Genomic DNA, 25,800 nt, shown 5'->3' with positions numbered 1-25,800 from the left:
CATGCAGCCCGACTCGCCCCGCCACCACATCGCCATGTGGGGCGCTCCCGGCAGCGGCAAGACGACACTGCTGGCCGCGTTGTCCATCGCGCTGAACCGCCGCGACGACGACTGGAAGATCATCGGGCAGAACCCGGAGTCGACCGCCTACCTGACCGAGATGACGAGCGCGCTGACCTCGGGCAAGGAGTTCCCCGAGGCCAGCACCGCGCTGGAGACCTACCAGTGGGCGCTGATCGGCCCGGCCCAGCGGAGAAGCCTGTTCCGGCGCGGGTCGAAACGCGCGTCCACCACGATCGGGCTGACCATGGTCGACGCGCCGGGCGGCCACTTCGCGCCCGGCAAACGGACCGGCCGGGGCGGCGGCGCCGAGGAGCGGCAGGAGGAGCTGATGGCCAACCTCACCCAGAGCCGCGGCATCGTGTTCCTGTTCGACCCGATCCGCGAGTTCGAGGTCGGCGACGCCTACGACCACCTCCACGGCCCGCTGAACCGGCTGGCCGAGAAGATGCTGGAGAGCGACGAGTTCGACGGCGGCAAGCTGCCCCACCACATCGCGGTGTGCATCACCAAGTTCGACGACCCCCGGGTCCTGCAGACGGCGCAGAAGCGCGGCCTGATCGAATACGACGACAAACACCGCTTCCCGACCGTCGGCAGCGACGAGGCCCGCGACCTGTTCGGCCAGTTGTCGAGGGTCTCGGCCACCGGCACCGCCGACATGGTGATCAACTCGCTCGACAAGTTCTTCCACCAGAGCCACATCAAGTTCTACGTGACGTCGTCGATCGGCTTCTACGTCAACCCCCACACCGAGACCTTCGACTGGCACGACTACCTGAACCTCATCCCCGACGAGTCCGACCACGCGGCGCTGCGGATCAGGGGGCCGGTCTACCCGATCAACGTGGTGGAGCCGATGTTGTGGCTCGGTGAGCGCCTGGCCCGGACGGGGCGTCCGCGATGACCCAGAGCCCCGAGACCGTCCGCCATGTCACCGTCGACTACGAGTGGGCGCTGGAGGGCAAACCGCCGGGCAGCTACAACGACTACGAGGTGCTGAGTCACAGCGACGGCCTCAGCCTCGGCATCTTCGACGAGATCCGCAGCCGCTACGCCACCGGCGCCACGGGCGACCAGCCGCAGGTGACGATCGCCTTCGCGGGCACCCGGCAGCAGGATGAGGGCGTCTCCTACTACGTCGTGCTCGCCCTGCAGAACGAGTGGTCGGGCCACCGCGACGGCACCAACCGCAAGATCTACCGCACCCGCTGGTACTACGTCCCCTTCGATCAGCTCGCCGGGCAGCGGGTGAGTTACGAGGCCCTGTACGACGCCTTCAAGGACCTCGGAGACAACCGCCCGCCCACGATCGCGGTCCGCGCCCACGCCCGCCTGCCCGAGGACGACGAACTCTACGGCGACGCCGCGAGCGCCGCCGCGCTGCTGATGACCGGCAGGCACGTGTGCGTGCTCGGCGCCGACGGCGCCCCGATGATCGAGCGCCTGCGGTTCGTCGACGAGGTCGCGGCGCTGCTCCCCTACGGCATGCGCACCAGGATGACCGCCGCCACCTGGGTCAGCGCGACCGCCGGCCACAAGATCAGGTTGTCGTTCGCGAAACACGCCGCCGAGGGCACCCACGTGGTCGCCTGGCGGCAGGGCGCGCCCATCCCCGCGACCGAGTCGGTGGCCCGCGAGTACGCCGCCCTGCTGACCGGTCGCCGGGTGCCGCCCCGGGAGCTGGTGGAGCGCCTGGCGGAGAAGAGGTCGCCCATCTCGTTCGACGAGGCGGGGTGCCTCAAGGCGCGCATCCTCCTGGAGGAGTGCGCCCTCCCGGTCGCCGAACAGATCTCCCGCGAGCCGCGCGAACCCGAGCCGACGCCGAAGGCGAAACCCGAACGGCCGCCGATCACCCGCCTCGTCGGGTCGCTCAAGATGGCGACGCAGGACTCCGAGGTGTCCGGGCGGCTCCGCGAGCTGCTCGACGCCATCGAGACGCGAGAAGACCGGCTGGTCCTGCAGTCGGCCCTGCTCGAGCACGACTGCTTCCAGTTCCCGATCAGCAGGTTCAAACACCCCGAGCCCCGCTACACGGAGGTGGCGAAGGCGGCCTTCACCGCCGACACCTGCCGGACCGAGATCGCCGATGTGCTCCTCACCAGGTCGACTACTCCGGCGCAGGTCAAGAAGGTCATCAACGACCTCCGCGGTGACCGGCCGTGGTGGCAGCGGGTGGCGCCCGGCAGGGCGGGGAAGTACGTCTTCAGCGTGGGCGCGCTCGCCGTCGGCCTGGTGCTCTTCTTCTTCGCGACGCTCAGCATCTTCTCCGGCCCCGGCGAGAACAGCGCGGCGCCCGCCGACACGACGACCGCCGTCGTCCAGGAGGTCCGGCAGTCGATCACCGTGCACGCCGACCCGCGCGACCGTTTCCTGGCCGACGTCTACGCCCAGATGTTGCGCAACCTGGGCTACCACTCCGAGGTGCGGGCGTTCACCAGCCTCGACCCGGAGCGGGCCCACATCGTGATCACCGGCAGCGCCGCGAGCTACCCCGGCTACGACCCGCTGCTGGACCCGCCGCCGGTCCAGAACGGCCTGGTCTTCAACCCCGACGAGATCAAGGCGGAGCAGCTCCCCGAGGCGCTCGCCTCGGACAAGACCGTCGTCGCGGTCCGCACCGACTTCCCCGACGCCGACAGGCTGAAGGCCCGCTACCCGGAGCCCGAGCTGGTGCTGCTGCCGGAGGAGGAGCTCTCCGGGGCGATCGAGCGGGGCGACGTCACCATGGCGGTCGTGCCGACCGCCATGGCCCTGCCCTTCGAACGGTCGCCCCTGCTCGACGAGGTGCTGCCGGCCCGGACGATCCACGTGCTGGGCCGGCGTCTGCCGACCGGCGTCGAAGCGAGCCTGGAGGGCGTCTCCGTGCAGCTGATCGAGGCGTGGCAGGCGGGGCCCGGCCGGGGCGATCCGGAGAAGTCGGCGCGGGAGTCGGCGAACGTCCTCATGAAGCCCGTCCTCAGGCCGACCGCGAGTGCGCCCGTTGACGCGCCGCCCGTCGCCGAATCGGGGCTCGCCATCGACTTCGGCAGTGTCGGTCTGCTGGTGGGCGCGCTGCTCCTCATGATCGCGGGCATGGTCGCGCTGTTCCGGTCGTCGTCGTACGCGCCTACCGGCGGGCCGGCGTCGCGGCGTTAGGGCGCGGTCGTTCGATCCAGCCCGAGTCGACCGCGATGCGCACCGCGTCCGTCCGGTTGCGGGCGCCCGTCTTGGTGATGATGTTGGAGATGTAGTTCCGGACCGTCGCCGCCGACAGGTGCAGTTCGGCCGCGATCTCCCCCGTCGTCGCGCCGAGCCCGACCAGGCGCAGCACGTCCGCCTCCCGGTCGGTCAGCAGGGAGGCCGTCGCGGTCATCGCCGCCAGGGCCAGGGTGGCGTCGATGACGCGTTCTCCGGCCGCGATGCGGCGGATGCTCTCGGCCAGCCGCTCGGTCGGGGCGTCTTTCAGCAGGAAGCCGCTGGCTCCGGCGTCCATGGCGCGTTTCAGCAGGGTCGTCTGGGCCAGGGCCGTCAGGATGAGCACCCGGCACGTCGGCAGCGCCTGGCGCAGCCGGTAGGTCGCCTCGATTCCGTCGGCTCCGGGCATCTCGATGTCCACGACCGCCACGTCGGGGCGGGCGGCGAGGGCCTGGGCGACGACCTTGTCGCCGCGGTCGGTCTCGGCCACGACCTCGATGTCGCCGGTCAGGTTCAGCAGGACGGCGAGGGCGCCCCGGACGACACCGTGGTCTTCAGCCAGCAGAACGCGAATCAACGGTGATCACTCTCTCCTGATCGTGTACGGCGGGCAGCCAGACCCGCAGTTCGAAACCGTCCGTGCCTGTCTCTTCGGCCTTCAGGTCGCCGTGCAGCCGATCGACGCGCTGCCGGAGGCCGATGAGGCCCGAGCCGTCGCCCCTGGTGGCGCGGCGGGCGCCGTCGTTGGTGATCAGCAGGTGGACGCGGCCGTCCTTGTCGTCGAGTTCGATGACGCAGGTGCGGGCGGTGCTGTGCCTGACGACGTTCGTGGCGGCCTCCCTGACGATCCACGCGAGGGCGTCGCCGGTGACCTCGTCGATCTCGGTGAGGCCGAGGCGCAGGTCGCAGCGGGCGCCGGTCAGTTCGATGAGGGCGACGGCGGCCGACAGTTCGGCGCCCAGGTCGAGGGAGCGGCGGGCGGCGACGACGTCGCCGATCTCCTCGCGGGCCTCGCTGGCGATGAGGACGGTGGCCTCGATCTCGTCCATGGCGCGGTCGCGGTCGCGGTCGAACAGGGCCAGCGCGACCTCGGTCTTCAGCCTGATGGACGCCAGCGTCTGCCCGAGCAGGTCGTGCAGTTCGGCGGCCAGGCGCACGCGGTCTTCGTCCACGGCCATCTCGGCCAGGACGGCCCGCAGTTCACGCAGTTCCCTGATGAACCTGGCGTAGTGGACGATCCCGGCGGCGACCACGGAGGCGACGAAGACGGCGGCGGCGGCCTGGAGGGCGGCGTTGCGGGCGAGGCCGCCGATGGTCAGCGTCAGCGGGATCTCGGCGGCGGTCACGGCGGCGAGCACGGGCGCGGCGAGGCGGAAGCGGAGCAGCAGCAGGGCCGCGCTGCCGACGATGAGGGGCATGTACGCCCACGCCAGCCCCAGCAGCGGGAACGAGCCGTAGACGACGACGGCGAACAGCGCGAAGGTCCGGCCGGCGTGCGGCCCGGGGCCCGTTCCGGCGATGTGGCCGACGACGACCTTCCAGTACACGACGAGGAGGCCGGCGAGCAGGACGCCCGACAGCAGTGCCCGGAGCGGGTCGCCGCTGAGCAGGAACGCGATGGGGGTGAGACCCCAGAGCGCGCCCGTTGGCACGACGACACCTATCGACAGCCCCCTGACCTGCGCTTCGTTCTCCTGCGCCACGAGTGGTCTCCGCTACGTGTCCGAGGCGTCAAGTTTCCTACTGATCGTGACGCTTAAGCGATTCAGGATCAACAGTCGGCATTGTCGTTTAACCACCCGTTAGCACGGGCGATCCGGACGGCCTCCTCGTCGCTGCGCGCGCCGGTCTTCAGCCGGGCGGCGGCGAGGTAGTTGCGGATCGTGTGGGCCGACAGGCCGAGGCTGCCGCGCAGGTCGCTGCCGCGCCCGCCGGCCGCGAGGGCCGACAACACGGTGATCTCCCGCGCGGTCAGCGGGTTGGTGGTGATCTCCGGTTCCCGGCCGCCGTCGCCGTCGTCGTCGGCCAGGTCGAGGTCGATGTAGCGTTCGCCCCTGGCCACTGCGCGGATCGCGTCGGTGAGCCGGTGGGCGGGCGCGTCCTTGACGAGGAAGCCGCGCACGCCCGCGGCCATCGCCCGGTCGAAGTTGCCGGGTGAGCCGACGCTGGTCAGGATCAGCACCGGCGGCGGCTGCTCCAGCTCCTTGATCAGGCCGGCCGCCTCCAGGCCGTCGATGCCGGGCAGGCCGATGTCGAGGAGGGCCACGTCGGGCTTGCTGTCGACGACGGCGGGCAGGATCTCGTCGCCCCGGGAGACCTCCTCGATGACCCGGATGTCCCGCTCCTCCGACAGCAGGGCGATCAGGGCTCCTCTGATGAGATCGTGGTCCTCGGCGATCAGAACTTTGATCATTTCCGGTCTCCTGTGGCAGAGGTGAGAGCGGCCGCCGCCGTCGGGCGGCCGGGAACGTCCAGCGACAGCGTGAACCAGCCGTCTTCGAGGTGCCGGTCGCAGTTCCCGCCGACCTGCGCGAGGCGTTCGTCGAGCCCGGCCAGGCCGCTCCCGCCCACAGCGGCGTCGGCGGCGTCGGTCGCCTTCTCGGGCGGCGACGGGCGTACACCGTCGTTGGAGACGGTGACCCTGATCCGGTCGCCGTCCTCCTCGACGTCGAGCAGGCACACGGTGGCGTCGCTGTGCCGCAGCAGGTTGGTGGCGGCCTCGCGGACCGCCCAGGCCAGCGCGACCCTGACCTCCGCCGACAACGTGACCGGCAGGGCGGCGAAGTCGCACTTGACCCCGGCGCTCTCCAGGACCTTCCTGACCCCGCTCAGCTCCTTCTCCAGTGACATCTCGCGGTAGCCCTTGACCACGGCGCGCACGTCGTGGAGGGAGCGCCGCGCGATGTCGTGGATCTCCGTCAGTTCGCGGTTCAGCTTGGGCCGCTGGTCGGCGGGGATGCGCATCGACAACTCGGTGCGCATCGCGATGACCGACAGGTTGTGCCCGAGCACGTCGTGCAGCTCGCGGGCGAACCGCAGCCGCTCCTCGGTGATGGCGAGCCGGGCCAGTTCCTCGCGGGTGCGCTGCAGTTCGCTCAGCAGCGTCGCGAAGATGGTCAGGCCCGCGAGCGCGGCCGCCGTGAGCAGGCTCTGCAGCCCGCTGAACAACACCCAGCTCGGATTCGGGCCCGCCGACAGCCCGACCTCCAGGACCAGCGCCGCGAAGAAGCCCGCCCACGCCGCCCTGCCGCGCAGGGTCACCGCATAGGCGTACGGGAGCATGAACCCGAGGCTCAGCCACGACGGCCCGGCGGCGAACGGCAGCGCCGCGGCCACCGCCGTCATCGCGGCCAGCACCACCAGGTCGGGCCGGCCGCCCCGGCCGAGCACGGCCCGCACACCCAGCCACAGGTAGGCCCCGGTGAGCCCGGTCAGCAGCAGCACCGCGAGCGCGCCCCGGAGGCCGGGGAACCGCCCCAGGACCTCCGCGAGCGGCAGCACGGCGAAGATCGCCATGCCCACGGTGAAGACGGCCGCCGCGATGCGGGCGAGCCGGACCGTGCCGGGGCCGACGCCGGTCAGCCTCTGCGCGGTTCCCATCTGAACCACCTCCTCGCCGCCAGCAGCGACAGGACCGACCACACGATCAGGACGAGCCACCCCGGCCCGAGCTCCGGGAGCCCGGCCTCGGGGTCGAAGTAGGACAGGGACACCCCTTCGGCGACCCGCGCGAACGGCAGGAAGCCGTTGACGGTCAGGGCCCAGCCGGGGAAGGCCGAATAGGGGATCGCGAACCCCGACAGGCCCATGGTGAGCAGGTGGAACGGCAGGCTCCCCGCGATGACAGCCCCGGTCGAGGGGGTCCGGCCGCTCACCGCGACGCCCATCGCGGCGAACACCGCGAGCGCGAGCATGATGGTCACCAGCAGCAGCGCCGGGTGCGCCGGCAGGGCGAGCCCGTGCACGCCGTTCGCCACGGCGACGATGGCCACGAGCTGGACCAGCCCGATCGACACCACGGTCAGGATCTCACCGCCGAAGATCGCCATCTCGGGCAGTTCGGTGCCGCGCAGCCGCTTCAGGATCAGCTGCTGGCGTTTCACGACGAACGACTCCAGCAGCGTCGCGAACCCGAGCAGCCCGGCCCCCATCACGATGACGCCCACGATCAGCCGCTCGGGGTCGGGCACCGCCAGCGGCAGCAACCACGCGAACAGCACGGGGAAGCCGAGGGCCACCCAGATCGACACGGGGGTGCGCCAGAACAACCGCTGGGTCAACCGGAAGTGCGCGATCGTGTACGCCGTCACGCCCGCACCTCCCGCCCGCGCGTCGCGGCGACGTCCAGGAAGACCTCTTCGAGCGTGGCCTGGCGCACGTCGAGGCCGCTGATGCGCACCCCGCGCCGGACCGACCAGCCGAGCACGGTGTGCGCGGCCGACTCGGGCTCGGCCGTGACGATCAGGCAGCTGCGCCCGGTCACCGTGACCACATCGGACGGGCCGACCTCCAGCCCGTCGGTGGTCGCGCCCTCGGGCAGGTCGAAGGCGACCCGTCCGGTGCCCCGGCCGAGCACCTCGGCCATCGTGCCGTGCACCACGACGCGGCCCTTGTCCATGATGGCCACCCGGGAGGCGAGCTCCTGGGCCTCCTCCAGGTAGTGGGTGGTGAGCAGCACCGTCGTGCCCGCGTCGGCCATCTCCCTGACCAGGTCGCGGATGCGGCGGCGCGCCTCGGGGTCGAGGCCGGTCGTCGGCTCGTCGAGGAACAGCAACTCCGGACGGCCGAGCGTGGCCAGCGCGAGGTCGAGCTTGCGGCGTTCGCCGCCGGACAGCTGCTTGACCCGCGTGTGCGCCTGGCCCGACAGGCCGACCAGGTCGAGGGCCTCGGCGACGGTCCGGGCGCCGGTGGTGAACCGCCGCCAGGCGGTCACCGTCTCGGCCGCCGACAAGTCGCCGAACAGGCCGGACTCCTGGAGGACCACTCCGATCCGCGACCGGAACGGGCCGCGGTCGGCGGGGGCGTGGCCGAAGACCTTCGCCGTGCCGCCGGTGGGCCGCAGGTAGCCCTCCAGGATCTCGATCGTGGTGGTCTTGCCGGCCCCGTTGGTGCCGAGCAGGGCGAACACCTCGCCCGCGTGGACGTCGAAGGAGACCCCGTCGACCGCGGTGAAGTCCCCGTACCGTTTCCGCAGGTCGGCGACCTCGATCACCGGGTCGTTCATCGCGGATCCGAGTGGCACAGGGCGATGCAGCCGACCGTGCTGATGGTGGCGAGCGCGCCGTTCTCGGCGCCGGCCGCGAACTCCATCTCGGTGATGTCGAACTCGCCGCGCGGCCGGGCGGGCAGCGGCGGGGTGGCCAGGCCCTCGGGGTAGGCGATCCCGTATTCGCCGAGCACGACGCGGGGTTCGGCCTCGTAGCGGGCCAGGAGCTCGCCGTCGGACCAGGAGACCGCGATCAACCGGGCGAACTTCTTGCGGTCCTCATCTCCGAAGATGTACAGGTACTCGGCCATCGCACACTCTCATTCCTTCGAGGGTCTCACCTGCCACGATCCGGATTTCGGGCGGCGGCGGGCAGATGCAGACGACACCGGCCGCCCATGACGGACATCACAAACCGGGCACCGGTCAGTGGTTGCCGGTGATCCAGGTCGCGCCCTGCGAATAGCACGACGCGCACGGCTCGCCGACGCTGCCGGTCGTCAGGCCGGCCGCCCCGGCCGCGCTCTCCAGGTCGGCGATCTCGAACTCGCCCTCCGGCTTGGCCGGCAGCGGCGGGGTGGGCACCCCGGCCGGGTAGACGATGCCGAACTCCCGCAGCACGGCCCGGGGCTCGCTCGCGTAGCGCGCCTGGAGTTCGGCGTCCGACCACGCCGCGGCGATCAGGCGGGCCAGTTTCTTTCGGTCGTCTTCTCCGAGCACGTACATGCTCTCGGCCATCAGACGCTCCTCATCCTGTCGGTACGTGGCTCTCTCACCTGCAACGATCCGGAATTCGGGCGGCGGTCGGCAGATGCAGACGACATTCATCTCCCATGACGGACATCACAAGCCGGGCGTACCGCCGATGAGGAACTCGCCGACCGACGACTCGGTCGCCCAGTCGAGCCCGAAGGTGCGGGCCGCCAGTTCGGCGTCGCCCGCGCCGAGGCCGCACGGCGACAGGCCCATGGCGGTGGCCACGAGGTAGAAGGTCTGGTAGAGCACGCCGACGTTCTTCAGCGACGCGGCGTAGGCCAGCCCGGCGTACTTCCACGACATGCGCTGGAACCGCGAGGTGACGGTGATCAGCACGTCGGGCTGCGCGGTGTAGCCGGTCGACATGCTCGCGACGGCCAGCATCGCCCGCTGGTCTTCGGCCCTTGCTTCCAGCCCGACGAGGCGGTGGCCGAGCGGGTCGTAGTAGTAGACGCCGCCCGCCAGCCCCTCGCACTCGCGGACGGTCAGGTAGAGCTCCAGCTCGTGGCAGGCCCCGCCGCCGGGGTAGGGGCGGCTGCTGGTCTCGTACGGCGCTCCTTCGGTCGGGGCGAAGACGGCCCTGACCCGGGCGGTCCGGTAGAGCAGCTCGCCCAGTTGGTCGGCCGTGAGGGCCGAGGCGTAGGAGCGCACCGACCGGCGGCCTTCGAGCACCGTGGTGAACGCCGGGCTCGGCTCGTCGAGCGAGGGCCGGAACAACGCGGTGACCGGGCCTTCGGGCAGCGGTTTGAGCGCCGGTTCCGGCGGCGTCTCGTCGCGGAAGCGGAAGGTCGCGCCGACGGGCTGGTCGTGCCGGCCGACCCGGGAGCGGCTGTGGAAGAGCAGGTCGTGGAACTCCCAGGCGCGCAGCGCGGGGTGCTCGTCCTCGACCAGGTCGTCGCCCGCCAGACCTGCCGCGACCAGATGGGCCAGCGCCTCGGGGGCCTCCTTCACCAGCACCCCGCGGGCCAGCGCCGCGATCAGCGGCATGGCCTCCTCGGTCAGGGTGACCCGGTGCCGCGACAGCGGCGACTCCAGGATCAGGCCGTCGTCCGAGCGGCGGACCAGCGCGAACCGCGACAACCGCACGGTGTCGTCGGGCGCCAGCTTCGGCAGCCGGAACGTCGCGTCGCGGGCGATCGGGGTGACCCGCACCAGCGGCTCGACCGTGTGCACGAGCACCTGGTGCAGCCGGTCGAGCACCAGGTAGAGCAGGGCCACCTCCTCGCTCGACCCGCCCCGCGCCAGCAGGCGTTCGGCGAGGTCGTCCTCGTGCACGAGCGCGCCGGGGAGCTCGCCGAGCAGCGCCGCGATGCGCGGGGTCAGGCCGCGCGCGGCCTGGGCGCCGAAGCCGTGGGCGATCGTCAGCACGCCGTCGTGCCAGGTGACGACGGCGTCCGCGCGCAGGCCGATCACAGGAACATCGTGATGGGGTTCATCTGGTCCTCCGGGGTCGGTTCGGGCAACCAGCCGAGCTGGACGGGCACGTCGTAGAGGCGGCCGGGGGCCAGCCGCCGCCAGAAGTGCCGCATCCCCGGCACGACGACCTTGACCACGGGCAACCCGATGTCGGGCCGGGTCTGGTCGAGCACGAGCATCTCCATGCCGCGCTCCTCGACCAGCGCGCGGGCGGCGGCGACGTCGTCGAGCAGGTCGCCGGTGGCCGGCCGGTCGTACGCCGAGGCGGGCACCGCAGGGCCCGAGGGCGCGAGATGGGGGTGTCCGTCGATGCGCGCGTGCTTCCACCAGTTGACCTGGTCGCCCTCGTGGAAGCGGTAGCGGGTGCGGCCGTCCGGGCCCACGTCGATGACGGCCGGGATGAACTGGTTCATCTCGGCGAGGGCCCGCTGGACGGCGATGCGCGCGTCGAAGTGGGCGCCGAAGGCCATCACGATGTCCTCCGTCGGCCCGTCGACGCGGCGGCTGACCGAGACGGCGACCGGGACGCCCAGGTCGTTGGTGAGGTCGAGGACCTGGATGTCGCGGCCGAGACCGGCGTACACCTCCTGGAACTCGCTCATCCACGGGTCGCCGAAGCTGGCGAGGTCGAAGGCGGGCCGCCGCAGGCGGTTGTACCACCACACCGCGACGGCGTCGCGTTCGACGAGCTCCATGAAGCCCTGGACGACCGCGTCCTCCAGCGAGGAGCCCGCGGCGTTGCCGTTGGAGTCGGCCCAGGCGTAGTTGGGCCCGGAAGGGTCCTTCTCCTGGTGGTAGTAGTACAGGTAGCCGGTCGGCAGGTACTTGTGCCGCTGCTCGGTGAGCGACCAGACCGGGGTCCAGTCGATGACGGCGTCCTCGTCGAGGGGGTCGTTGACGAAGTCGTAGCCGGCGGTGGCCTTGCGGTCCTTGCGGGTGCGATATTGCTCGTCGCTGTAGAGCGAGCAGGCGTTGGGGTGCAGCGCGTCGGAGCCGAGTTCGCGCAGGCTGGCCGCGCGGCGCGACTCGTCGCCCTGGAACATGCCCGAGTAGCGCTCCATCGCCTCGCACATGGCGCTGACCTTGGCCTGGAGGTCGGTGGTGCCCTTCCCGGCGCTCTGGCTGCGCAGGCCGGCCCGCAGCCCGCTCAGGTCGCGGATCTGGCGGGAGAAGTTGTGCCCGGCGGCGTAGGTCTTGACGAACGGCGTGCCCGTGTCGATCTTGATGAGCTCCTTGACGACGCCGGTGACGGGGCTGACGAGGTGGCCGTACCGGTCGAAGGTGTCTTCGGGGTGGCGGGAGCGGTGGCCGCCGTCGGCGGTGAACGACTTGGGCCGCGACTCCAGCACGAGCGGGCGCTCCGTCTGGGCGGCCACCAGGCCGGGGTCGCCGCACTCGGGGCACTGCGGGCGGGCGCGGAGCCGGTGGCGGTCGGTGCCGAGCCGCTGCGTGTCCAGGGTGATCACGTCGCCCTGCTGCGCGGTGCGCGCCCCGGCCAGCCACTTCACCACCTCGGCCGCGACCAGCCGCAGCGCCGCGTCACGGGTGAGCGGCAGGTCGGCGGTGGGCAGGGCCAGCGGCCGGTTGCTGCGCAGCCGGTTCTCCAGGTACGAGATCGACTGCCGGTGCCCTTCGAGCCGCTGCGTCAGGCAGCGCCAGCAGCCGCCCTCGCCGGGCTGGAAGACGGGCCCGAGCCAGAGCACCGGGCCGACCGGCCGGGCCAGCAACCAGGGCCGCCCGTCCTTCAGGTGGGCCCGGTTGATCTCGGCGAGCTCCTCGCGGAGGTAGTCGTCGGTCAGCACGACGGTCAGCGCGCCCTCGCCGGGTTCGACCCCTTCGGCCGCCAGCAGCGCCCGCAGCTCCTCCCCCTGGACGTCGCCCACGGTGACCACCTCGGCCCGCCCGGTCCGCACGCCCTCGGCCGCCGTCTCGCCCTGGAGCCCGGCCATCTCCCAGTAGGCGGCCGTCCCCCGGTCGAGGTCCTGGGTGACGTCGACCAGGAGGCGGCGCTCCTTCAGCTGGTGGAGCGCGAAGTAGACGTGCTCCGGCGGGATGTCGGCCTCGACGGCGGACAGGATGTCGGAGACGGTGTGCTTGCCGTCGAGCAGGCCCGCCACCGCCTCGATGGAGCGTCCGGTGAGCAGGTGCAGGTCCCGCTCGGAGACGAGGAAGACCCCTTCGCCCTCGATGACCTCCACGCGGAAGTGCCGGCGAAATCCTGGCCTGGCGTCCATGATGTTCCTTTCAGTGCACGAGCCGGATGGAGGCGACCTCGTCGTCGGCCAGCCGCAGGAGGGTGAGACCGGCGGCGGCCAGTCCGTTGACGGCGGACAGGGAGAGCCGGTCGGCCCGGCGCCGGTCGGCGAACCAGCGGCCGGTGTGGTCACGGCGGAGGATCAGTTCGGCGGCCAGGTCGCGGGCGGTGCGCGCGAGCCCCTGGTCGCCGGTCAGGCGGGCGGTGTGCAGGGCGATCTCGGCGTCGGCCACGAGCCCGGCGCAGGTGCGGGCGGGGTCGGGGGCGCAGTGGCGCGCGACGTGGTCGCGTAGGCCGGCCGGGACCTCGCCGGTCAGGGCGTGGGCGGTGGCGACCGCGGCGAGCAGCGAGCCGGGGGTGTCGAGGGCGAACCGGTGGGCCGTCAGCGACTCGGCCGGGGGGTCGCCGAACGCCGCGGTGCTGCTCGCGAGCGCCCAGGTGAGCCCGTCGGCGCCGGTCGGCACCCCGGCGAGGGCGGCCACGCCGGGCGGGTGGGGCAGCCGGGCCGGGCTCTCCGCCAGCAGTTCCTCGTGCAGCCGCCGGGCCAGCGCGTCGGCCGCCGGCACCGCCGTGGCCGACGCCGCCCGGAGTCTGTGCACGGCCAGCAGCAGGCCGGCCCGCCCGAGCACCGGCTCGGCCGACGTGGTCCCGGCCAGTTGCGCCTCGGCCAGCGGGAGCAGCTCGGCGGCCCGCTCGATCAGCCGGGTGTCGCCCAGCGCCTCGCCGCAGCGGCTCAGCGCGTAGACGGCCGAGCCGACGCCGACGAAGGCGCCGACCGGTGACAGGCCGCCGCACATCCGGCGGTAGACGGCCGACTGCGCCGACAACACGGCGAACTCGACCGAGGCGTCGAGGGCCTCCTGGGCGGCGGTCCAGTGGCCGGGGGCGCCGGTGTTGGCGTACAGCTCGGAAAGGAAGACGGCCAGCCCCGCGGTGCCGGTCAGCAGGTCGCCGTGGAGGGGTTCGACCTGGTCGAGGCCGTGGGCGGGGTAGGTGACCACACCGAGCCAGGCCGACCGGTCGCCGCCGACCGGGACGGCGGCGGCCAGGATCTCGTTCGCGAGGTCGCCCGCGCGGGCCAGCAGCTCCTCGACCGGCGGCTCGTCGCCCCGGGCGGCCTGCTCGTAGGCGTGCAGGCCGATCTCGCGGATCGTCTTCGGCCGGGGGGCCGCGCCCGGGAACTCCACAGGCATCTCGGCCGCGCCGGTGATGTCGAGGCAGGTCTGGAGCACGCCGAGGTGCTCCTCCAGCGGGAACCCGGCGAGGTCGGCGACCCGGTCCTGGAGTCGCTGCCAGGCGGTGCCGGTGAAGTGGCCGGGGATCTCGACGCCGTCGGGGGTGAACGCCGAGTCGGAGGCGGGCTTCGACAGGAACAGCGGGATGTCCATCCGCCGGAACGCGTCGATCTCCTGCTCGATGATCTCCAGGATGTCGGTGCGGCCCGGGTCGACCCGGAGCGTGCCCATGGCGCTGCGGAACAGGTGGGCCAGGCAGACCTCGCGGGCCACGCCGTCGACCAGCGCCCCCGGGCTGACGCTCAGGCGCAGCATGTCGCCGCAGTCGAAGGTGCTGCGCCAGATGTAGCGCACCGGGGCGTCTTCCAGCAGGGCCAGCGGGCCGTAGTCGTCGGCGAGCAGCTCCTGGTTGCGCTCCAGGCACGCCTGCATCTGCCGGTAGCCCTCGGCCACCTCGTCGGCGTAGTCGCGGGGGTCGGCCAGCTCGCCGTCGCCCCAGGTCGGCCGGTAGGGCGGCTCCTCCCACCCGGCGGGGAAGCCGGCGGAGTTCTCGGCGATCTGCTCCCGCAGCGCGGCCAGGCAGCCGACGTCCTGCGCCTGGACGCCGCCCGCGATCGGGCGGGGGAAGGAGACGACGGCCGTCTTGACGACCGTGTCCTCGACCTTGCCCCACAACGCCTCGATGCGCTCGCCGATGACGGCCGGCTGGCTGATGCGCCCCTGCAGCACGTTCTCCAGGTCGATGAAGGCCGGGGTCTCGCCGATCGCGACGAGGTTGTCGGCCCACAGGTCGCGGCACTCGAGGAACTGGGCGAGCCGGGCGAACATGCCGAGCCGCGTGTAGAAGCGGCGCACGCTGTCCTCGTCGGTGCCGGGCTCGGCGACGACGTACTCCTCCCAGCCGTAGCCGTCGCGCAGCACGACCTCGCGCGTGTGCAGGGCCAGCGGCAGGCCGTGGTTGTTGAGCAGGGTGCAGACGTCCATCAGCCCGGCGACCGACCGCAGGTCCTTCGGCTTGTAGACGACCCGCTCGCCCGAGGCGAAGGTGAGCAGGGTGACCACCCGGCCGTGGTTGTGCAGGTCGCCCGAGTCGCCCGAGTAGCCGGTGACCGGGCCGGGCGCGGCCCAGCCCCACAACGTGCGGCGCAGCCTCGGCAGGTCGGCGCGGAGCCGGTCGAACAGCTCGTGCACGACCCGCCGCCACTGCAGGCACGTGGTGCCCATGACGTACGCGAGGCCGGGCAGGGTCTCCAGCCGGTCGAGCCAGCCCGACTGGCTGACGTCCAGGCCGGGGCTCTGCAACCACGACGACAGGTCGTTGGACGTGCCGGCGAGCTGGGCCTCGAACGCGAACCCGGCCCAGCACGCCTGCGTCAGCCGCTCGATGAGCTGGCCCGCGATGTCCTCCCGGGCCTCCGCCGTGACGGGCACGCCGCGGACCGACCCGTCCTTGACGTCCACGAGCCGGTTCATGGCGCGCCGAAACGCCACGAACGGGGCTCCGGGGCGTCCGGTCGCCGGGTCGGCCGCGGCCGTCGGCGGCTGCGCGAGCAGGAAGTCCACCAGGGCGTATCCCCAGTCGGGCAGCCGTCGCGGGTCGGCGAGCTGGACGTCGACGAGCCCGGCGCCGAGGTCGCGGCCCGACCGGTTGCGGTGGTGCAGCACGGCGCGTTTGGCGTCCTCGTCGTCGCCGACCGCCGCCCTGAGCCACCGCTGGGTGCGCTCGGACGCCTGCCGCCGCGACCGGCCCGCGACGGGCACGAAGTGGTCGCCCGCCACCCGCTCGTGGAACGGCGCGGCGGCGGCGATCACCGCCATCAGCCGGGCGTCGCCGCCGGGTACCGAGAGCAGTCCCTCGTGCTGGGGGATGGTGACCGGCATTTCAGACCTCCTGTCGGCGGACCATCCGGGCGAACAGCTCGTCGTCCTCCATCAGCTGCTCGAAGGTGCCGTTGGCGACGACCCTGCCCTGGTCGAGTACGTAGATCCGGTCGGCCGACCTGATGGTGCTCAGCCGGTGCGCGATCACGATCCGGGTGATGTCGAGTTCGGCGATCCGGCGGCTGACCAGCGCCTGGGTGACGTTGTCGAGGGCGCTGGTCGCCTCGTCGAGGATGAGCACCCGGGGCCGTTTCACCAGCGCGCGGGCGATGAGCAGCCGTTGCAGCTCGCCGCCGGAGAACGAGGCGTTGTCCTCGCTGATGATCGTGTGCATGCCCATGGGCAACCGGGCGATGTCGCCGTCGAGGTCGGCCAGGCGGGCGGCCCGCCAGGCGTCCTCCTCGCGGGCGCCGGGCACGTCGCCGATGATGTTCTCCAGCACCGAGCCGCGCAGCACCCGGGCCTGCTGCATCACCACGCCCACCTGGGTGCGCACCCGCCGCAGGTCGAGGTCGCGCAGGTCACCGCCGTCGTAGAGGACCTGTCCGGTACGCGGCGGCTCGAAGCCGAGCAGCAGGCGCACGAGCGTCGACTTGCCCGCCCCCGAGTGGCCGGTGACGGCGACGAACTCGCCGGGCCGGAACACCATGGAGACCTCTTCGAGGATCTGCTTGGCGGTGCCCGGGTAGGCGAACGACACGTCGTGCAGCCGGACCAGCCCGGCCAGCTCGCCCGGGTCCTTGGCCCCCGGCGGCGTCTCGGGCGCCCGCTCCAGCAGCGGCTTCAGCCGCTCGAACCGGGGCAGCAGCGCGAACGCCGCCTCCACCGCCCGGCTGACCTGGCCGAGCGCCAGGACGAACTGGCCCAGCGCCACGGCCGCGACCACGAACGAGGCGGCCGGCACGCCCAGCGACAACCCGGTGAAGGCGAGCAGGAGCAGCAGCAGCGGCTGGGCCGCCGCGCCGATGGCCGCCGACAGCGCGCGTTCGCGCCGGGCCGCCGAGGCCGCGCCCTGCTGGGCGGAGAACGCCCGCGACCACAGCCCGAAGACCTGCGCCTCCCGGCCGGCGACGTGGATCTTGTCGATGGCGCTGAGGCAGGCGTACAGGAGGGAGTAGATCCGGCCGTACTCCTCGTGCATGACCAGCTCGTGCTTCTGCTGGCGCACCGCGAGCGCGGCCAGCACGGCCAGCAGCACCAGCACCCCGCCGAGCACGACCAGCGCGAGCCGCCAGTCGACGGTCACCAGGATCAGCAGCCCCAGCAGCGAGAACACGCCGCCGAGCAGCGAGTTGACGGCCGCCTCGCCGAGCGCCTTGCGCATGTCGGCCACCGCGTTGGCCCGGTGGACCAGGTTGCCGGTGCTGTATTGGGAGTAGAACGGCAGGTCGAGCGAGACGAGATGGCTCCAGATGGCCGGTTCGAGCCGTTCCTGCAACCGGCCCTGCACCCTGACCAGCACCGCGTTGCGCACCGCCAGCAGCAGGGTGCTGGCGGCCACCGCGCCCGCGATGACGACCGCGATCCAGATCATGGCCGGCTGGTCGGCCGGGTTCTGCGCGGCGGTCAGCAGCACGAAGGTCAGCATCGGCACGCCGAGCGCGAGCAGCGCCGCCCCGCCGCCGGCCGCCAGCAGCCAGGCCAGTTCGCGGCCCGCGCCGCGCAGCCCGTAGCGGAGCAGCGCGAGCGGGGAGGTGACGCCCTCCTCCAGCGGCGGGTAGATCTGCCAGGCCCGCGCGTCGAGGGTCGCGGCCACCTCGTCGGTGACCTTGCGCGTCTCCTCCGTCGGGTCGGCGATCAGGTAGCCGCCCTTGTGCGGCAGCAGCGCGACCGGCCGCCCGCCCGCCTTGAGGAAGCCGACCAGCGGCACGGTCGCCGCGCGCCACCAGCCGTCGTCGAGCAGCACCTTCCGGTGCCGGGCCCTGGCCAGGTCGAGCGCCGCGCCGAGCGGGTCGGTGGACGCGGGGTCGATGGCGTGCGCCTCGAACCCGCAGTGGTCGCCGAGCGCCTTGACGACCTCCATCGCCCGGTCGGCGGCCGTACGCGGGCTGCCCGGCACCGGGGCCACCCCGGCGGCGGCCGCGATGTCGGCGAACGAGCGGCGCAGCATGTCGTCGGCCGCCTGGGCGCGGGCCTTCCGCCAGTGGTCGCGATCGGCCTCCTCCGCCTCGGCCAGCATGAGCACCCGGGTGAGGGTGCCGCGATGCAGGTCGCGCAGGCTGGGGGCGTCGCCGCCGGCGGGGCCGTTGAGGCGGCGTACCCAGGAGGAGACGGCGTCGGCGTCGCGCCGGACGCGGCGGACCGAGGTCCCCTCGGCGGGCGAGGCCACGACGGTGTAGCCGCCGGGCAGGTCGGTGGCGGCGAACCCGTGCATGAGCTGGCCGCTCTCCACCCGGACCACGCGGTGACGGGGTCCGGCGCCGTCGACGGGCGAGAGCATGACGTCGACCGAGCCGCTGACGACGGTCCAGCAGGCGTAGGGGTCGATCAGCTCGATCTCGGTGACGGGGTATCCGCTCATGACGCTTCCTCGACGAGCGTGCGGTAGTGGCCGGGGACGGCGATGAGCTCGGCATGGGTGCCGCGCTGGACGACCTTCCCCCGGTCGAGCACCAGGATGAGGTCGCTCTCGCGCACGGTGCTGAGCCGGTGCGCGATCACCACGCTGGTGCAGCCGCGCGACTTCACGTTGGCGTCGACGTTCGCCTCGGTCTCGGCGTCGAGGGCGCTGGTGGCCTCGTCGAGCACCAGCACCGAGGGCGACAGCACGAGCGCCCGCGCGATCTCCAGCCGCTGCCGTTCGCCGCCCGACAGGTTGCGGCCCCGCTCCTGGATCCAGCCGCCCGACAGGCCGCCGCGGCGGGCCACGACGTCGGCGAGGCCGGCGTCCGACAGGGCCCGGTGCAGCCGGTACTGCGGGATCGTCGGGTCCCAGAGCGTCAGGTTGTCGGCGACGGTGCCCTCGAAGACCTGGAGGTTCTGCTCGACGTAGCCGATCGACGTGGTGAGCGTCTCCCTGGGCCAGTGCTCCCGGGGGATGCCGTCGAGGAGGATCTGGCCCGACCACGGCTTGACCGCGCCGGTGAGCAGCCGGGCCACGGTCGACTTCCCGCTGCCGGTACGCCCGACGACCGAGACCCGCTGGCCGGGTTCGACCCGGAACGACAGGCCGCTGATGACGGGGCCGCGCTGGCGGTCGTAGCCGAAGCTGACGTCGTGGAACTCGACCGCGCCGCGCAGGCCGCCGTCGACCTCGGGGGCGCCGGGGAGGGCGGCGTACTGGGGATCGGGTTCGGCGCTGATCGCGTCGTCGTACATGCTGGTCTGGGCGACCGCGATCTGGGCCTCGGCGCCGATGCCGACCAGGGCGGTGACCGGCACCAGGAACGCGCCGACGAGGAGCTGGGCGGCGATGACCGTGGCCAGGGTGACCTCGCCGTTCGCCATCAGCACCGCGCCGGTGATCACCATGGTCGCGCCGGCCAGCGAGCCGAGGGCGGCCGGCACCGCCAGGAGCGCCTGGGTGGTCCGCATGAGGTCCTGGGTGGTCGCCAGCGCCTTGGCCGACAGGCCCGCCCACTTCTGGAAAAACCAGCCTTCTGCGCCGTCGGCCTTGAGCGACTCGGCCATCGAGATGCCGTTGAAGGCCATGCCGTCGCGGCGGTGCTCGTCGAAGAGCAGCTTCTGCTGGTGCGGGGCGGCGGCCCGGCTGACCGCGCGCATCGCCAGCAGGTTGATCGCCGCCAGGGCGCCGGCGACCAGGGCGAAGGCGGGGTGGAAGGCGTACAGGATCGCCGAGTGCAGCAGCATCGTCAGCACCGCCGCCACCGCGGCGGCGGCCCGGTCTGACAGCAGGATGGCCAGGCCCGCGCCGAACGAGGTCTTCATCACCAGGCCGCCGGTCATCCGGCGGTGGAAGAAGTCGCCCGGCAGCCGCAGCAGCCGCCACATGTACCGGCCCGACAGGTCGGCCGCCATCGCGGTCTGCACCGAGCCGAGCAGCCGTTGTTGCAGCCAGGTTCCGGCCAGGGTGAACGCGGCGCAGGCCAGCAGGCCGAGCAGCACCGGCGCCGACCAGGTGGTCTCCCCCGCGATCAGCACCTCGCCCAGCAGCAGCCGGGTGAGCAGCGCGGTCGCCACGGCGGGCAGCGCGAGCATGAAGGCCATCACGGCGATGGCGAGCAGCGTGGAGAGGTAGGGGCGGACCTTCCCCAGCGCGGAGCGCACCAGCGGGAACCGCTTCCCGCCGGGCGTGAAGCCCGCGCCGGGGCGCGGCACCAGCACGATCCCGCTGAACCGCTTGCGGAACTCCTGCCGGGTGAGCCTGATCCGGCCGATGGCGGGGTCGTTGACGTACGCCCACTTCTTGCGCATGCCCTCCAGCACCACGAAGTGGCGCTGGTCGACGAAGATCATCGACGGGACGGGGTAGTCGACCAGTTCGTCGGCGTCGAGGCGGAAGCCGGTGATGTCGAAGCCGTACTCCTCGGCCGCCTTCTTCAGCCCCGCCCCCGACAGGCCGTCGCGCCCGACGCCCGACCGCTCCCTGATCTCGTGCAGGGGGACGCGTAGGCCGTGATAGGCGAAGACCATGCTGAGGCAGGCGGGCCCGCAGTCGGCGTCCTCCATCTGCGGGCGGCGCTCGGTGCGGACCGGCCGGGTCGCGGTCCTAGCCACGGGAACCTCCGTGGAACAGCGCGTCCACCGGGCGGACGGTGGCGACCGTGATCTCCCCGGCGACGGGGGTCAGCGTGGCGCCGGGCCAGGCCGGGCGGTCGAGGTCGACGGTCACCAGGTAGCGGCCGTCGGCCGTGAGCGCGTCGCCGTAGACGGGGCGCAGCTGGTCGGTCGAGACGGGATAGGGGCCAACCGCGCTGACCCTGCCGGGACCGGCGCCGGTGACCGTGACCGGCTGGCCGGCGGTGAGCGCGCCGACCCGCTCGGGGCCGACCAGCAGCACGGCCTTCAGCGGCCCGGCGGCGGGGTCGACGACCGCGACGGGCGCGCCCGCGGCCAGCGCCGCGCCCGGCACGGCGGTGCGGATCACCCGGCCCGCCGACGCGGCGACCACGACGCGCCGGGTCCCGTCGGCGCCGGCCAGCACGGCCAGCGACGTGCCGGGAGCCACCTCCTGCCCGGCCGAGACGAGCACCTCGGCCAGGCTGCCCGCGACCGGGGCCGCGACGGGGGCCGGGCCGCCGCCCGCCACCAGCACGCCGGAGGCGAGGACGACGTCGCGCACCTGCCCGAGCCAGGCCCAGCCGGCCCCGCTGCCCGCGACCACGACGAGGGCGACCGCGGCCAGCCACGCCTTGGTCCGCACCGTGGAGACGAGCTGCTCGATGCGCTCGCCCCCGGACGTCTCGACGGCGGTCGCCGTCATTTGGAGACCTGCATGAAGCAGAGGCAGAAGTCCAGGCAGGGCGGTACGAAGGCGGCGGGGTCGCTGAGGGTCTCGACGACGACCTCGGCGACGGGCCTCGGGGGCAGCGCCGGCGCGGGCATGCCGTCGGCGAGGTGGATGTCGTACTCGGCCAGGACGGCGGCGGGCTCCCGTTCGTAGCGGAGCCGGAGAGCGGCGTCGGACCAGGAGCGGGCGGTCAGCTCGCCGAACACTCTGCGCTGGGCGGTGTCCAGGCCGTTGGTGTCTAGGGTCATCACAGGTCTCCCCGCAGCGTGGTATGAGATGCTTCAATGGCGGGGTGGTGGGCATCTGGACTGCCCACCACCCGGCGCCGGATGACAGACGTGATCAGCTGTTCTGGCGGGAGAAACACCCGGTGGGGCAGCTCACGGTGCCGATCGTGCTGAGGGCGGCGCCGGCCGACGCCTCCAGGCTCTCCAGGTCGATGGCGTTCTCCGGCCGTGCGGGCAACCGCGGCACCGGCAGGTCGCCCGGCCAGTCGAGGCCCGCCGCCGCGAGCGCGGCGCGGGGGTCCCGTTCGAAGTCCTCCCTGAGCGCCTCGTCTGACCAGGCGAGAGCGGAGAACCGGGCGAACCGGGTACGGAGTTCGGGGGGCAGCGTCGAGTCTTCCGGCATTGATGTCACCTCATTCGGCGGCTCCGGTCGGGCGCTTCGCACGTCCTCCGGAGGTGGGGAAGGGGACCGCCTGTGCCATCAGTTTTGTCATCGGCCTGGGCACGAACCAGAAACGACCATCACGGACATCAAGTGATATTCATCATGTACGGGGCGCGCTATGTGAGGTGCTGACCCCGGTGTGCGAACTCCCGCATCTCGCGCTGGGCCTCCAGCGCCACGTCGAGCATGCCGCGCAGCTCGGTCCGGGCGGTCTCGGCGTCGCCGCCGGCCTTGCCGAGCACCGCCAGGCCCCGCCGGGCGACGGTGTCGAGCCGGCTGCCGAGGATGCCTTCGAGCTCGCCCATGGCCCGCACCCGCTGCGCGGCCACCTCGGCGGCGGCGAGTTCGGCCCGGGTCTCGTAGAGCACCCGCGCCGTCTCGGCGAACCGGGTGAGCGCGGCGAGCAGGACCGAGGCCACCGCGACGATGAGGATCCACGACATGGCCTTGGCCATGGTGTCGCCGAGGGCCAGCGACTTGACCAGCTCCACCGCGAGCACCAGCGCGAACGCGGGCAGCGCCCATTTTCGCGACAGGAAGCCCAGCGCCGTCGCGGCCAGGAAGACGCCCGAGATGGCCCACCACTCGCCCAGCAGCGGCAGCGGCGCGTACACGAGCACGGACATCGCCCCGGCGATCCACCAGCGTCTGCGGCCCCGGGCGCCCATGGCGGCCCAGGCGTAGAGGGCGACCACGGCGGCGCCCAGGATCACGGCGGGCACGGCCCGGCCGGGGTCGTTCTGGATGTAGTGGGCGAAGGTCTGGCTGATGAGGAACAGCGCGAACGCGATGATGGCGGCCCGCCCGACCCGCACCTCAAGGGGTGCGCGCACGGACGTCCGCTGCCCGGATTCTCCCGGTCTGCTCACAAACGGATCATGACCCCCCGGTGCCGCTTAGGCAACGGGCAGCCGGTGAACGTCCCGGGGCGCGCAGGCGGTACCGCGCCGCCGGGACGGGTCACCTCGGTCAGGCGCAGCCGTAGGTGCCGGCGGTGCCGGCGCAGCCGCCGATGGTACCGAGCGTGCCGGCGGTGCCGACGCAGCCCTCGACCTGGGCGCCGGCCGCCACCTGCAGGTCCTCGACGCTGAACTCGCCCTCGGGGCGGGCGGGCAGCAGCGGGGTCGGCACGCCCTCGGGGATGACGACGCCGTACTCGGCGAGCAGCTCGCGGGGCTCGGCGTCGAAGCGGGCCTTGACGTCCTCGTCCGCCCACGCGGCGGCGATCAGGCGGGCGAACTTCGCGCGGTCCTCGTCACCGAGAATGTAGATGCTTTCGGCCATCGGGCACTCTCCTTATTCGCCTCGGCACGCGGCCGAGATTCGACGGGAGTGGCAGCGGGCATCTGGACTGCTCGCTGCGCTTCTGTCCTATTCAGATTCGCAGCGAAAGGCCGCGGCCGACAGAATCGATTAACACCTGACCCATGTGATGACCGTCATATGGAATCGATGACACCGGAATGCGAAACGCCCCGGAGGCGCGGAATAACCGCGCCGCCGGGGCGGATCAGGCCGGCGTGACTACATGGCGGCGGCGGCCGAGCCGTAGGTGCCGGCGGTGCCGAAGCAGCCGCCGATGGTGCCCAGCGTGCCGGCGGTGCCGGCGGTGCCCTCGGCCTGCGCGCCGGCCGCCATCTCCAGCTCCTCGACGCTGAACTCGCCCTCGGGGCGGGCGGGCAGCGGCGGGGTCGGGATGCCCTCGGGGATGACGACGCCGTACTCGGCGAGCACCGAGCGGGGCTCCGCCTCGAAGCGGGTCTTGACGTCTTCGTCCGACCATGCGGCGGCGATCAGGCGGGCGAACTTCTGGCGGTCTTCGTCACCAAGAACGTAAATGCTTTCGGCCATTGGGGGAACTCCTTCTGCCTCGGCGCATAACCGGTTTCCGGCGGTTTCGGCAGCGGGCATCTGGACTACTCGCTGCCATTTCGTCACGTGTCCAGATTCGCCATGTTCGACCGTCGTCACCAGAAACGATTAACACCAGCCATACGTGACAAGCGTCATGTGCAGGCCATGACACTCACGGCGTGCTAGCTTCCGTGTCGTGACTCTGAGTGATCATTCGCCTGCGCTTCGCGTCCGGATGGACGAGGTCAGCGCGGCCGTCGCCGATCTCCAGGCGGGGCGTCCGGTCGTCGTCGTCGACGACGCCTCCCGCGAGAACGAGGGCGACCTGGTGCTGGCCGCCGAGTTCGCCACCGCCGAGGCCGTGGCGTTCTTCGTCCGCTGGACCAGCGGCCTGATCTGCGCGCCGATGGCGGCCGAGGTGGCCGAGCGGCTGGAGCTGCCCCCGATGGTGGCGGCCGGCGACGATCCGGAGCAGACGGCGTACACGGTCTCGGCCGACGCCCGCGAGGGCATCGAGTCGGGCATCTCCGCCGCCGACCGCGCCCGCACCCTGCGGCTGCTGGCCGACCCCGCCACCCGGCCCGACCAGCTCGTCCGCCCGGGTCACGTGTTCCCGCTGCGGGCCCGTCCCGGGGGGATCGCCGAACGGCGCGGGCACACCGAGGCCGCCGTCGACCTGCTGCGCCTGGCCGGGTTGTCGCCGGTCGGCGTGCTCAGCGAGGTCTGCAACGACGACGGGTCGGTGGCCCGGCTGCGCGAGCTGCGCGCCTTCGCCGACATTCACGATCTAAAGCTCGTGTCCATCCCGCAGCTGGCCGCGATCTGACATGCGCGCGACCGTCTTCGACCTCGACGACACCCTCATCGACAGCGGCGGCGCCTGGTCGGCGGCCTGCGCCGCCTTCACCGCCGCCCACGGTCACGCCTGGACGGCGGCCGACTCGGCGGCCCTGCACGGCAACGGCGGCTGGACGGCCTACGTCTCGGCCCTGTGCGGCGGGCTGCCCGTCGAGCGGGTGCTCGACGGCTGCCTCGCGAACATGCTCGACCTGATCGAGAGCATCGAACTGCTGCCGGGGGCCGCCGAGCTGACGGAGGAGGCGGAACGCTTCGGCCCGCTGGCGCTCGTCTCGGCCAGCCCGCGCCGGTTCGTCGAGAAGGTGCTCGTCCACGTCGGCCTGGCCTGCCGGTTCCAGGTGGTCGTGTGCGGCGAGGACGTCGACCGGCCCAAGCCCGCGCCCGACCCCTACCTGCTGGCGGTCCAGGAACTCGGCGTCGAGGCCGCCGACTGCCTGGCGGTCGAGGACTCGCCCCACGGCATCCGCTCGGCGCACGCCGCCGGGCTGACGGTGCTGGCGATCCCCCGCCACGGCGACCCGCTGCCGGCCGACGTCGCGGCGCTGGCCGCACACGTGGCGTGCAACGCCCGGGAGGCGCTCTCGCTGCTCTCCTTCACCGTCGTGCCGTGACGTCCTGACCTCCCCGGGGCCCGGACCGGCCGCCGGCCCCCCGGCGGGGACGCTCTCGGTCCGGGAGCGTCACTCAGGCGCGGACCGTCAGGGCGTGGTCGGGATCGCGCGCGGCGGGCAGAACGACGGGTTGGTCCAGCCCCACCACTGGTCGCCGTTGTAGGCGTTCCAGCGGCAGCTGATGGTCGCGGTGGCGTTGTAGTGGCAGATGATCTGGCCGTAGCCCTGCACCCACGAGTGGATGTAGCGGGCGGTGTCGGTGCCGTCGACGATCATCCACGGGCACATGTAGGGGGTGGTCGGGTTCGCCTGGGCCGGCCCGGCGAACAGGATGAGCGGGACGGCGGCGGCCGCCGCGACCGCTCCCGTCACGGCGGCGATGCGCTTACGCAGCAACGTTGTTCCCTTCT

At 72.6% G+C, this 25,800-nt stretch carries 24 protein-coding genes; 4 read left to right on the top strand and 20 right to left on the bottom strand.

Going from position 1 to position 25,800, the window contains the following annotated elements; all coding sequences use genetic code 11:
- The first annotated feature begins 1 nt into the window (after position 1).
- The gene (locus tag AW274_RS33110; protein ID WP_062440998.1) at positions 2-967 is read left to right on the top strand and encodes an ATP-binding protein; all 966 of its coding nucleotides are present in this window, start codon (positions 2-4) and stop codon (positions 965-967) included.
- The gene (locus AW274_RS33105; protein WP_062440995.1) at positions 964-3,198 is read left to right on the top strand and encodes a hypothetical protein; all 2,235 of its coding nucleotides are present in this window, start codon (positions 964-966) and stop codon (positions 3,196-3,198) included. Before AW274_RS33110 ends, AW274_RS33105 begins: the two co-directional genes overlap by 4 nt.
- On the opposite strand, the gene AW274_RS33100 is transcribed toward AW274_RS33105, so the two are convergent.
- From AW274_RS33100 to AW274_RS33010, 19 genes are all read right to left on the bottom strand, one after another.
- Entirely contained in the window at positions 3,170-3,814 is a 645-nt protein-coding gene (locus AW274_RS33100; protein ID WP_062440992.1) for a response regulator transcription factor, read from the bottom strand. The two genes, AW274_RS33105 and AW274_RS33100, sit on opposite strands and share 29 nt — an antisense overlap.
- Positions 3,792-4,940, bottom strand: coding sequence for a sensor histidine kinase (locus AW274_RS33095; protein ID WP_062440989.1), 1,149 nt, complete (start codon positions 4,938-4,940; stop codon positions 3,792-3,794). Before AW274_RS33095 ends, AW274_RS33100 begins: the two co-directional genes overlap by 23 nt.
- A gap of 68 nt (positions 4,941-5,008) precedes the next feature.
- Positions 5,009-5,650 (bottom strand): response regulator transcription factor, encoded by a 642-nt coding sequence (locus AW274_RS33090; protein ID WP_062337274.1) that lies wholly within the window; start codon positions 5,648-5,650, stop codon positions 5,009-5,011.
- A complete protein-coding gene (locus AW274_RS33085; RefSeq protein ID WP_062440984.1) occupies positions 5,647-6,837 on the bottom strand; it encodes a sensor histidine kinase in 1,191 nt (396 codons plus the stop codon). Before AW274_RS33085 ends, AW274_RS33090 begins: the two co-directional genes overlap by 4 nt.
- Complete coding sequence (locus AW274_RS33080) at positions 6,816-7,547, bottom strand: ABC transporter permease (protein ID WP_062440981.1); 732 nt, start codon at positions 7,545-7,547, stop codon at positions 6,816-6,818. Before AW274_RS33080 ends, AW274_RS33085 begins: the two co-directional genes overlap by 22 nt.
- Positions 7,544-8,461 (bottom strand): ABC transporter ATP-binding protein, encoded by a 918-nt coding sequence (locus AW274_RS33075; protein WP_062440971.1) that lies wholly within the window; start codon positions 8,459-8,461, stop codon positions 7,544-7,546. The genes AW274_RS33080 and AW274_RS33075 overlap by 4 nt, the downstream gene beginning before the upstream one ends.
- Positions 8,458-8,754, bottom strand: coding sequence for a hypothetical protein (locus AW274_RS33070; protein WP_062337268.1), 297 nt, complete (start codon positions 8,752-8,754; stop codon positions 8,458-8,460). The genes AW274_RS33075 and AW274_RS33070 overlap by 4 nt, the downstream gene beginning before the upstream one ends.
- A 115-nt stretch (positions 8,755-8,869) precedes the next feature.
- Positions 8,870-9,181, bottom strand: a complete 312-nt coding sequence (locus tag AW274_RS33065; RefSeq protein WP_062440967.1) for a hypothetical protein — start codon at positions 9,179-9,181, stop codon at positions 8,870-8,872.
- Positions 9,182-9,286: 105 nt separating this feature from the next.
- Positions 9,287-10,612, bottom strand: a complete 1,326-nt coding sequence (locus tag AW274_RS33060) for a SagB/ThcOx family dehydrogenase (RefSeq protein ID WP_062440963.1) — start codon at positions 10,610-10,612, stop codon at positions 9,287-9,289.
- Positions 10,609-12,849, bottom strand: coding sequence for a TOMM precursor leader peptide-binding protein (locus tag AW274_RS33055; protein ID WP_063813815.1), 2,241 nt, complete (start codon positions 12,847-12,849; stop codon positions 10,609-10,611). The genes AW274_RS33060 and AW274_RS33055 overlap by 4 nt, the downstream gene beginning before the upstream one ends.
- 10 nt (positions 12,850-12,859) lie before the next feature.
- Positions 12,860-15,985 carry a type 2 lanthipeptide synthetase LanM gene (lanM, locus tag AW274_RS33050; protein WP_062440959.1) on the bottom strand — a complete coding sequence of 1,042 codons (3,126 nt, stop codon included), beginning with the start codon at positions 15,983-15,985 and terminating at the stop codon, positions 12,860-12,862.
- A gap of 1 nt (position 15,986) precedes the next feature.
- Positions 15,987-18,506, bottom strand: a complete 2,520-nt coding sequence (locus AW274_RS33045) for an ATP-binding cassette domain-containing protein (protein WP_062440956.1) — start codon at positions 18,504-18,506, stop codon at positions 15,987-15,989.
- Positions 18,503-20,662, bottom strand: coding sequence for a cysteine peptidase family C39 domain-containing protein (locus tag AW274_RS33040; RefSeq protein ID WP_157520862.1), 2,160 nt, complete (start codon positions 20,660-20,662; stop codon positions 18,503-18,505). The genes AW274_RS33045 and AW274_RS33040 overlap by 4 nt, the downstream gene beginning before the upstream one ends.
- Positions 20,655-21,368 carry an efflux RND transporter periplasmic adaptor subunit gene (locus AW274_RS33035; protein WP_062440948.1) on the bottom strand — a complete coding sequence of 238 codons (714 nt, stop codon included), beginning with the start codon at positions 21,366-21,368 and terminating at the stop codon, positions 20,655-20,657. The genes AW274_RS33040 and AW274_RS33035 overlap by 8 nt, the downstream gene beginning before the upstream one ends.
- Entirely contained in the window at positions 21,365-21,643 is a 279-nt protein-coding gene (locus AW274_RS33030; RefSeq protein ID WP_062440944.1) for a hypothetical protein, read from the bottom strand. The genes AW274_RS33035 and AW274_RS33030 overlap by 4 nt, the downstream gene beginning before the upstream one ends.
- 94 nt (positions 21,644-21,737) lie before the next feature.
- Positions 21,738-22,025 (bottom strand): hypothetical protein, encoded by a 288-nt coding sequence (locus tag AW274_RS33025; RefSeq protein WP_062440939.1) that lies wholly within the window; start codon positions 22,023-22,025, stop codon positions 21,738-21,740.
- 158 nt (positions 22,026-22,183) lie between these two features.
- On the bottom strand, positions 22,184-22,900 hold the full coding sequence (locus AW274_RS33020) for a hypothetical protein (RefSeq protein ID WP_157520861.1): 717 nt from the start codon (positions 22,898-22,900) through the stop codon (positions 22,184-22,186).
- A 136-nt stretch (positions 22,901-23,036) separates the two neighbouring features.
- Positions 23,037-23,351 (bottom strand): thiocillin family RiPP, encoded by a 315-nt coding sequence (locus tag AW274_RS33015; RefSeq protein ID WP_062440932.1) that lies wholly within the window; start codon positions 23,349-23,351, stop codon positions 23,037-23,039.
- Positions 23,352-23,591: 240 nt separating this feature from the next.
- On the bottom strand, positions 23,592-23,918 hold the full coding sequence (locus tag AW274_RS33010) for a thiocillin family RiPP (RefSeq protein WP_062440929.1): 327 nt from the start codon (positions 23,916-23,918) through the stop codon (positions 23,592-23,594).
- A 199-nt stretch (positions 23,919-24,117) separates the two neighbouring features.
- Between AW274_RS33010 and ribB the strand changes: the two genes are divergently transcribed.
- Both ribB and AW274_RS33000 read left to right on the top strand, forming a co-directional pair.
- Complete coding sequence (gene ribB / locus AW274_RS33005; RefSeq protein ID WP_439648803.1) at positions 24,118-24,747, top strand: 3,4-dihydroxy-2-butanone-4-phosphate synthase; 630 nt, start codon at positions 24,118-24,120, stop codon at positions 24,745-24,747.
- Between the two features lies 1 nt (position 24,748).
- The gene (locus AW274_RS33000; RefSeq protein WP_062440921.1) at positions 24,749-25,390 is read left to right on the top strand and encodes an HAD family hydrolase; all 642 of its coding nucleotides are present in this window, start codon (positions 24,749-24,751) and stop codon (positions 25,388-25,390) included.
- A gap of 87 nt (positions 25,391-25,477) precedes the next feature.
- On the opposite strand, the gene AW274_RS32995 is transcribed toward AW274_RS33000, so the two are convergent.
- Entirely contained in the window at positions 25,478-25,786 is a 309-nt protein-coding gene (locus tag AW274_RS32995) for a hypothetical protein (RefSeq protein WP_062440918.1), read from the bottom strand.
- Positions 25,787-25,800 lie beyond the last annotated feature (14 nt).

The sequence above is a fragment of the Herbidospora daliensis genome (genome assembly GCF_001570585.1).
Lineage (GTDB): Bacteria > Actinomycetota > Actinomycetes > Streptosporangiales > Streptosporangiaceae > Herbidospora > Herbidospora daliensis.
The sequence above is the reverse complement of the archived record's forward strand: the minus strand, read 5'-3'. Positions and strand labels throughout refer to the sequence as shown.

Coding starts and splice junctions, on each gene's coding strand:
- AW274_RS33110 (WP_062440998.1), top strand. CDS start 2: ATGCAGCCCGACTCGCCCCGCCACCACATCGCCATGTGGGGCGCTCCC.
- AW274_RS33105 (WP_062440995.1), top strand. CDS start 964: ATGACCCAGAGCCCCGAGACCGTCCGCCATGTCACCGTCGACTACGAG.
- AW274_RS33090 (WP_062337274.1), bottom strand. CDS start 5,650: ATGATCAAAGTTCTGATCGCCGAGGACCACGATCTCATCAGAGGAGCC.
- AW274_RS33085 (WP_062440984.1), bottom strand. CDS start 6,837: ATGGGAACCGCGCAGAGGCTGACCGGCGTCGGCCCCGGCACGGTCCGG.
- AW274_RS33075 (WP_062440971.1), bottom strand. CDS start 8,461: ATGAACGACCCGGTGATCGAGGTCGCCGACCTGCGGAAACGGTACGGG.
- AW274_RS33070 (WP_062337268.1), bottom strand. CDS start 8,754: ATGGCCGAGTACCTGTACATCTTCGGAGATGAGGACCGCAAGAAGTTC.
- AW274_RS33065 (WP_062440967.1), bottom strand. CDS start 9,181: ATGGCCGAGAGCATGTACGTGCTCGGAGAAGACGACCGAAAGAAACTG.
- AW274_RS33055 (WP_063813815.1), bottom strand. CDS start 12,849: ATGGACGCCAGGCCAGGATTTCGCCGGCACTTCCGCGTGGAGGTCATC.
- lanM (WP_062440959.1), bottom strand. CDS start 15,985: ATGCCGGTCACCATCCCCCAGCACGAGGGACTGCTCTCGGTACCCGGC.
- AW274_RS33045 (WP_062440956.1), bottom strand. CDS start 18,506: ATGAGCGGATACCCCGTCACCGAGATCGAGCTGATCGACCCCTACGCC.
- AW274_RS33035 (WP_062440948.1), bottom strand. CDS start 21,368: ATGACGGCGACCGCCGTCGAGACGTCCGGGGGCGAGCGCATCGAGCAG.
- AW274_RS33030 (WP_062440944.1), bottom strand. CDS start 21,643: ATGACCCTAGACACCAACGGCCTGGACACCGCCCAGCGCAGAGTGTTC.
- AW274_RS33025 (WP_062440939.1), bottom strand. CDS start 22,025: ATGCCGGAAGACTCGACGCTGCCCCCCGAACTCCGTACCCGGTTCGCC.
- AW274_RS33015 (WP_062440932.1), bottom strand. CDS start 23,351: ATGGCCGAAAGCATCTACATTCTCGGTGACGAGGACCGCGCGAAGTTC.
- AW274_RS33010 (WP_062440929.1), bottom strand. CDS start 23,918: ATGGCCGAAAGCATTTACGTTCTTGGTGACGAAGACCGCCAGAAGTTC.
- AW274_RS33000 (WP_062440921.1), top strand. CDS start 24,749: ATGCGCGCGACCGTCTTCGACCTCGACGACACCCTCATCGACAGCGGC.